This is a genomic window from Pseudomonas sp. NBRC 111127, assembly GCF_001320345.1.
GTDB classification, from domain to species: Bacteria; Pseudomonadota; Gammaproteobacteria; order Pseudomonadales; family Pseudomonadaceae; genus Aquipseudomonas; species Aquipseudomonas juntendi.
The window spans coordinates 1-6,993 of record NZ_BCBD01000224.1 but is presented as its reverse complement, the minus strand read 5'-3'; the positions used below and the strand labels follow the sequence as shown (position 1 = coordinate 6,993).

Genomic DNA, 6,993 nt, shown 5'->3' with positions numbered 1-6,993 from the left:
GGTCAGGCCGTGGTGCTTGTCGGGCAGCGGGCGCAGCGACTTGGTCAGCAGGCGCACGTTGGTCATTTCGACGTACAGGTCGCCTTTGCCAGAGCGGGCCAGTGTACCTTCGGCGCTGATGATGTCGCCCAGGTCCCAGGTTTTGACTGCGGCCAGGGTTTCTTCCGGCAGGGTCTTGCGGTTGACGTAGACCTGAATGCGGCCGGTCATGTCCTGGATCACCATGAACGAGCCACGGTTGAGCATGATGCGGCCCGCCACCTTGACCGGAATCGCGGCTGCTTCCAGCTCTTCCTTGGTCTTGTCCGCGTACTGCTTCTGCAGGTCGTTGCAGTAGCTGTCGCGACGGAAGTCATTGGGGAAGGCATTGCCCTTGGCACGCTCGGCGGCAAGTTTTTCCTTGCGCAGGGCGATCAGGGCATTCTCTTCCTGTTGCAGGTCTTGCGATTCGGTCTTGAGGTCGCTCATCTGGTCATTTTTTCCATCAGGTATTCGTTGCCCTTTTCGGGCAGGGCACGCGCCAGCGGCGGTTGGCCGATGGCGCGGCGGTGGAGTACGGCTTACAGGCCCTGCTTCAGGCTTGCTTCCAGGTACTGGTCGAGGTCGCCGTCCAGCACCTTCTGGCAGTCGCTGCGTTCCACGCCGGTACGCAGGTCCTTGATACGCGAGTCATCCAGCACGTAGGAGCGGATCTGGTGGCCCCAGCCGATGTCCGACTTGCTGTCTTCCAACGCCTGCGAGGCGGCGTTGCGCTTTTGCATTTCTAGCTCGTACAACTTGGCCCGCAGCATTTTCATGGCGGTGTCCTTGTTGGCGTGCTGCGAACGTTCGTTCTGGCACGCCACCACGGTGTTGGTCGGTACGTGGGTGATACGTACGGCCGAGTCGGTGGTGTTGACGTGCTGGCCACCGGCACCGGAGGAACGGTAGGTGTCGATGCGCAGGTCGGACGGGTTGATCTCGATTTCGACCTTGTCGTCGATTTCTGGCGAAACGAACACCGCCGAGAACGAGGTGTGGCGACGGGCGCCGGAGTCGAACGGGCTCTTGCGCACCAGGCGGTGCACGCCGATTTCGGTGCGCAGCCAGCCAAAGGCGTACTCGCCCTTGATGTGCACGGTGGCGCCCTTGATACCGGCTACTTCACCTTCGGACAGTTCGATGATGGTGGCGTCGAAACCACGCTTGTCGGCCCAGCGCAGGTACATGCGCAGCAGGATGTTGGCCCAGTCCTGCGCCTCGGTACCGCCAGAGCCGGCCTGGATATCCAGGTAGGCGTTGTTCATGTCCATTTCGCCGCTGAACATGCGACGGAACTCAAGCTGAGCCAGGTTTTCTTCCAGGCCTTCCAGCTCGGTCACGACGTCGCCGACGGCGCCTTCGTCATTTTCCTCGACAGCCATGTCGAGCAAGTCCTGGCAGTCGCCCAGGCCGTTGGACAGCTTGTCCAGGGTCTCGACCACCTGTGCCAGCATGGCACGCTCGCGGCCCAGGGCCTGCGCGTACTCGGGCTTGTTCCAGACGTTGGGGTCTTCCAGCTCGCGGTTGACTTCGATCAGGCGGTCATGCTTGTGATCGTAGTCAAAGATACCCCCGAATTGACTGGGAACGCTCGGTGAGGTCCTTGATGGTGTTCAGGATCGGTTGGATTTCCATGGGCTGGCTACTCGCACGAATTCGGTGAAAAGCCTGCGAGTATAACCGAGTCCGCCGCAGGGCGGCAGACCCGCCGGGCGGTAGCCTGTAGATGAGCTACCACGAGGGCCGGCGCTGTTATCGGCGCGTCAGGCAATGCCGACCTGGTTGCGCCCGCCATTCTTGGCCAGGTACAGGCCCTTGTCGGCCGCCGAGATCAGTTGCCGGCAATGGCTGCCGATACTCGGGGTCTGGGTGGCCAGGCCGATGCTCACGGTCAGGAACGCATCAGCCGCCGGTGCAGTGTGCGGGATACCCAGGCCATGCACGGTCTGGCGCAGCTTTTCGGCCACCAGCCGTGCCCCGCTAGGCGAGGTGTTGGGCAGCACCAGGGCGAATTCCTCGCCGCCGTAACGCGCGGGCAGGTCACTGGGCCGCGAGCACGAGCCGCGGATCGACTCGGCCACCTGGCGCAGCGCCTCGTCACCGGCCAGGTGGCCGAAGCTGTCGTTGAAGGCCTTGAAGTAGTCCACGTCGATCATCAGCAGCGACAGTTGTTGCTGCTCGCGCATGGCCCGGCGCCACTCCAGTTCCAGGTATTCGTCGAAGTGCCGGCGGTTGGACAGCCCGGTCAGGCCATCGGAGTTCATCAGCCGCTGCAGCATCAGGTTGGAATCCAGCAGCTGCTGCTGGCTGACGCGCAGGGCGCGGTAGGCCTCGTCGCGCTGCAGCAGGGTCAGGTAGGAGCGCGAGTGGTAGCGAATACGCGCCACCAGTTCGATGGTGTCCGGCAGCTTGACCAGGTAATCATTGGCCCCGGCCGCAAACGCCGCGCTCTTGACCAGAGGGTCTTCCTTGGTGGAGAGCACGATGATCGGAATGTCCTGGGTCACCGGGTTGTTGCGGTACTCACGCACCAGGGTCAAGCCGTCCAGGCCCGGCATGATCAGGTCCTGAAGGATGACCGTGGGCTTGATGCGCATGGCCTGGGCCACCGCCTGGTGGGGGTCGGCACAGAAGTGGAAGTCGATGTTGTCCTGGTTGGCCAACCCTCGCCTCACGGCCTCGCCGATCATGGCCTGATCGTCGACCAGCAGTACCATCGCCGAGTTTTCGTTGGTGGTCGCGAAACCTTCGATCGGTAAATCATCCATACATGGTCACCCGATCACTACCGGCGTGGCGGCGTGATTCAATACGTGTCGTCATTTTCCAAAAATTTCCGTCAAGCGCCCGGCGATGCGGTCCAGCGGGCGAATTTCCACGGCAGCATCAATGGCTGCGGCGGCCTTGGGCATGCCGTACACCGCGCTGCTGGCCTGGTCCTGGGCAATGGTCAGGAAACCCTGCTGACGCATCAGCTTCAGGCCTTGGGCACCGTCGCGGCCCATGCCGGTGAGCAATACCCCCACCGCATCGCCGTGCCAGTGTTGGGCCACGCTCTCGAAAAACACATTGATCGAGGGCCGGTAGATTTCATTCACCGGCTCGGCAGTGTAGGCCAGTTGGCCGTTCTGTAGCAGGCGGATATGGTGATTGGTGCCGGCCAGCAGCACCACGCCCGGCTGCGGCGGCTCGCCTTCACGGGCCAGCCGCACCTGCCGGTTGGCGGCGGTGCCGAGCCACTCGGCCATGCCTGCGGCAAATACCTGGTCCACATGCTGGACCAGCACGATGGCCGCCGGAAACGCCGGCGGCAAGCCCTTGAGCAACACCTCCAGGGCTGCCGGGCCACCGGCCGACGAACCAATCGCCACCAGGCCGCGACGCTGTGAAGCTTCGCGCAGCGGCAGCTCAACCGGGCGAGCAACCGGTGCACGCTGCTGGCCAATCAGCCAGCCGATATTGAGGATCTTGCGCAGCAGCGGGGCCGCCGCTTCGCGGGGATCACCCGCGCCCAGCGCTGGGGTGTCCACCACATCGAGCGCGCCATGGCCCATGGCCTCGAACACCCGGTGCACGTTCTGCTTGCGGTCGACCGTGACGACGACGATGGCACATGGGGTTTCGGCCATGATCCGCCGGGTCGCCTCCACGCCGTCCATCACCGGCATGATCAGGTCCATGAGGATCAGGTCCGGAAGCTGCTCGGTACAACGCTGCACTGCCTCGGCGCCATTGCTGGCCACCCACACCAGCTCGTGCGCGGGCTCAAGGGCGACTGCACGGCGTAGGGCCTCGACCGCCATGGGCATGTCATTGACGATGGCGATCTTCATCCCTGAGCCCCTCCGATCAGTTCCACCACAGCATCCAGCAACGCGTCGTCGTGGAAACTGGCCTTTGCCAAATAGTAGTCGGCCCCAGCATCCAGGCCACGCCGCCGGTCTTCCTCACGGTCTTTGTAGGACACCACCATCACTGGCAAGCCTTGCAGGCGCTGGTCGCGCCGCACCAGGGTGACCAGTTCGATACCGTCCATGCGCGGCATGTCGATATCGGTGATCAGCAAATCGAAGTCTTCACTGCGCAAGGCGTTCCAGCCGTCCATGCCGTCTACCGCTACCGCCACGTCGTAGCCACGGTGGCTGAGCAGCTTGCGCTGCAGCTCGCGCACGGTCAGTGAATCGTCGACCACCAGGATGCGTTTGTGCGCCACCCCACGGGTGCCGCCGCTGCCGCGTTCGATACGCTCCAGGCTGCCGGTGCTCAGCAGTTTATCCACCGAGCGCAGCAGGTCTTCGACATCGACGATCAGCACCACTGAACCATCATCGAGCAAGGCCCCCGAAGAAATGTCCTGCACCTTGCCCAGCCGTGGATCGAGCGGCATCACCACCAGCACGCGTTCACCTACCAGGCGCTCCACGGCCACACCGTACAGTTGCTCGCGCTCACGGATCACCACGACCCGCAGGCTGCTGCCGTCGCTTTGCCCCAGCGGGCGGTTGAGCAACTGGCTGGCCGCCACCAGGCCGATGTGCCGGCCCTCGTGCCAGAAGTGCTGGCGGCCTTCGATCTGCACGATCTGCTCGGCGGTGACGTCCAGGGTGCGCTCGATATGCGCCAGCGGAAAAGCGTAAGCCTCGCCACCGACCTCGACGACCAGGCTACGCACCACGGACAGGGTCAACGGCACCTGCAGATGGAAGCGGCAGCCCTGCCCTGGCTGCTGGCTCAGCTCGATCGAGCCGCGCAGTTCGCGAATCATGTGTTGCACCGCATCCAGCCCGACACCGCGCCCGGACACTTCGGTCACCTTGTCGCGCAGGCTGAAGCCGGGCAGGAACAGGAATGTCAGCAGTTCCGCTTCGCTCATGCGCGCCACGGTGTCGGCCGGCGACAGGGCGCGCTCGACGATACTGCCGCGCAGGCGCTCCAGGTCGATACCGGCGCCATCGTCGATCAGCTCCAGGCTGAGCATGCCAGCCTGGTGCGAGGCACGCAGGCGCACCAGCCCTTCCGCTGGCTTGCCCGCCAGCAGGCGCCGTTCCGGAAGTTCGATGCCGTGGTCCACGGCATTGCGCAACAGGTGGGTCAATGGCGCTTCAAGCTTTTCCAGCACATCACGGTCGACCTGGGTTTTTTCCCCCTCCACCACCAGCCGTACCGGCTTGCCCAGCGAGCGGCCGAGGTCTCGGACCATGCGACTCTGCCCGGCCAGCACATCGGCGAATGGCCGCATGCGGCAGGCCAGGGCCGTGTCGTACAGCAACTGCGCACGCTGACTGGCCTGCCAGCCGAACTCATCGAGGTCGGCGGCCTGCTGTTGCAGGATCTGCTGGGTCTCGACCAACAGGCGCTGGGTTTGCGCCAAGGCTTCGAGCACTTCACTGTTGTGGCCGCTGTCTTCCAGCTGCATGCGCACGCCGTCGAGCGCCTGCATCCCTTGGCCGTGCATGCGTTTGAGGCGCTGCAGGGTGGCCAGGTAAGGCTTCAGGCGCTGGGTCTCCACCAGCGACTTGCTGGACAGGTCGAGCAGGCTGTTCAGGCGGTCGGCAGTGACCCGTAACACCCGTTCGCCTGCATCGCCGACGCGCTTGCCAACCTTGCGCCGCAGCGCTGGCTCGGGCTCGGGCTCAGGCTCGGCGTCGGGCTCTGACAGCTCACTGGGCAGCACCAACGGTGCCGGCGGTGGGCTGACCGACGGCGACGACGGCGATACGGACCCTGCCGCCACGGGCAGCGGCGGCACGCCGGCGCCGCCTGGGTCGAGCAGGCTGGCCATCTGCGCAAGAAACACCGGCAGGGTCGCCTGCGCCGCACTGTCGCCCGGTGTGGCAATGCGCATCAGCAAGTCGGTCCCCTGCAACAGCGCATCGATATGCTCGGCATTCAACCGCAGGCGCCCCTCCTGGGCGGCTACCAGGCAATCCTCCATGACATGCGCGACGCTGACGCCCGCGTCCACGCCAACGATACGGGCGGCGCCCTTGAGCGAGTGGGCCGCGCGCATGCACGCCTCGAGCTGGTCAGCCTGGGTAGGGTTGCGCTCGAGTGCCATCAGGCCGGCGCTGAGCACCTGGGTCTGCGCTTCGGCCTCCAGGCTGAACAGCTCGAGCAACGAGGCGTCGCGCATTTGCTCTGGGGTCATGACAAGCTCCGCTGCACGGCAGCCAGTAAGTGTTGATCGTCCAGTACCCGCACGCTGCGCCCGCGCCATTGCAGCACCGCCGCGGTATAGCGGGTGGCGTCCTGGCCACTGCCCAGCAGCAGCGGGTCGAGCCGGTGGATGCCGTCGATTTCCTCGACCGCCACCACCACCGGGCCGCCCTCGCTGGCCAGGATCAGCATGCGTGGCATCGCCCGGCCGCTGCGCTGCTCGGCAGCACCCGCCTGAACCCCCAGCAAGTCGGCCAATGACAGGCATGGCACCAGCGCCCCACGTACGTTGGCGACCCCCTGCAACACCCGCGAGCGCTGGTGCGGCAACGAATGCACGGCCTGCAACGGGGCGATTTCGGCCAGGCAGGCGGTCGCCAGCGCCAGCCATTCTTCACCCAGACGGAACAGCAACATGGAGCGACCGGTGTGCTCTTGCAGCGGCTCACGCTCGGCCGCCGAGTGCTCCTGCGCCAATGCATAGCGGTCAAGCAGGCGGGTAGCCGCAGCGGCGTAGACTTCGCAGTTGCGGCAATGCACGTGCCGCTCCAGTAGCGGGCATTGCTTGTTGCCATGTACACCAATGCGGTTCCAGCAGTCGTCGATGAGCGCATCGTCATCGGCCAGCAGTTGCATCGCGGATTCACCGTTCACCGTTCAGACTCCCGCCCAGCCCGCGCCGCCCGCTCCTGCAGGCGCCGGGCCCCGGCCAGGTCACCCTGGGCCGCAAGCAGGGCCGCCAGGTGCAGCAACGCCTCGGGGTGTTGTGGCTCCAGATACAGCGCTTTGCGGTAGTGGGTCAGCGCTTGCTGTGCG

7 protein-coding genes are annotated in these 6,993 nt (G+C 65.1%); all 7 read right to left on the bottom strand.

What is annotated here, in order from left to right; genetic code table 11:
- Window positions 1-468: OB-fold nucleic acid binding domain-containing protein (locus APH30_RS25530; protein WP_256222137.1), on the bottom strand; the 468-nt coding region annotated here is incomplete at its 3' end.
- 92 nt (window positions 469-560) lie between these two features.
- A protein-coding gene (gene prfB / locus APH30_RS28935) for a peptide chain release factor 2 (protein ID WP_110678858.1) occupies window positions 561-1,656 on the bottom strand; the annotation gives its coding sequence in 2 pieces (ribosomal slippage) (window positions 561-1,583 and window positions 1,585-1,656; 1,095 coding nt in all).
- Between the two features lie 128 nt (window positions 1,657-1,784).
- Window positions 1,785-2,789 (bottom strand): Wsp signal transduction system regulator diguanylate cyclase WspR, encoded by a 1,005-nt coding sequence (gene wspR / locus APH30_RS25520; protein WP_054914103.1) that lies wholly within the window; start codon window positions 2,787-2,789, stop codon window positions 1,785-1,787.
- 51 nt (window positions 2,790-2,840) lie between these two features.
- Window positions 2,841-3,854, bottom strand: coding sequence for a chemotaxis response regulator protein-glutamate methylesterase (locus APH30_RS25515; protein ID WP_054914102.1), 1,014 nt, complete (start codon window positions 3,852-3,854; stop codon window positions 2,841-2,843).
- The gene (locus APH30_RS25510; protein WP_054914101.1) at window positions 3,851-6,169 is read right to left on the bottom strand and encodes a hybrid sensor histidine kinase/response regulator; all 2,319 of its coding nucleotides are present in this window, start codon (window positions 6,167-6,169) and stop codon (window positions 3,851-3,853) included. The genes APH30_RS25515 and APH30_RS25510 overlap by 4 nt, the downstream gene beginning before the upstream one ends.
- Window positions 6,166-6,831, bottom strand: coding sequence for a chemotaxis protein CheW (locus tag APH30_RS25505; protein WP_054890352.1), 666 nt, complete (start codon window positions 6,829-6,831; stop codon window positions 6,166-6,168). Before APH30_RS25505 ends, APH30_RS25510 begins: the two co-directional genes overlap by 4 nt.
- The coding region (locus tag APH30_RS28930) for a tetratricopeptide repeat protein (protein ID WP_156326680.1) at window positions 6,828-6,993 on the bottom strand (166 nt) is incomplete at its 5' end. The genes APH30_RS28930 and APH30_RS25505, both read right to left, overlap by 4 nt.

Excerpts from the sequence above, each read along its gene's own strand:
- APH30_RS25510 (WP_054914101.1), bottom strand. The coding sequence starts at position 6,169 with ATGACCCCAGAGCAAATGCGCGACGCCTCGTTGCTCGAGCTGTTCAGC.
- APH30_RS25515 (WP_054914102.1), bottom strand. The coding sequence starts at position 3,854 with ATGAAGATCGCCATCGTCAATGACATGCCCATGGCGGTCGAGGCCCTA.
- wspR (WP_054914103.1), bottom strand. The coding sequence starts at position 2,789 with ATGGATGATTTACCGATCGAAGGTTTCGCGACCACCAACGAAAACTCG.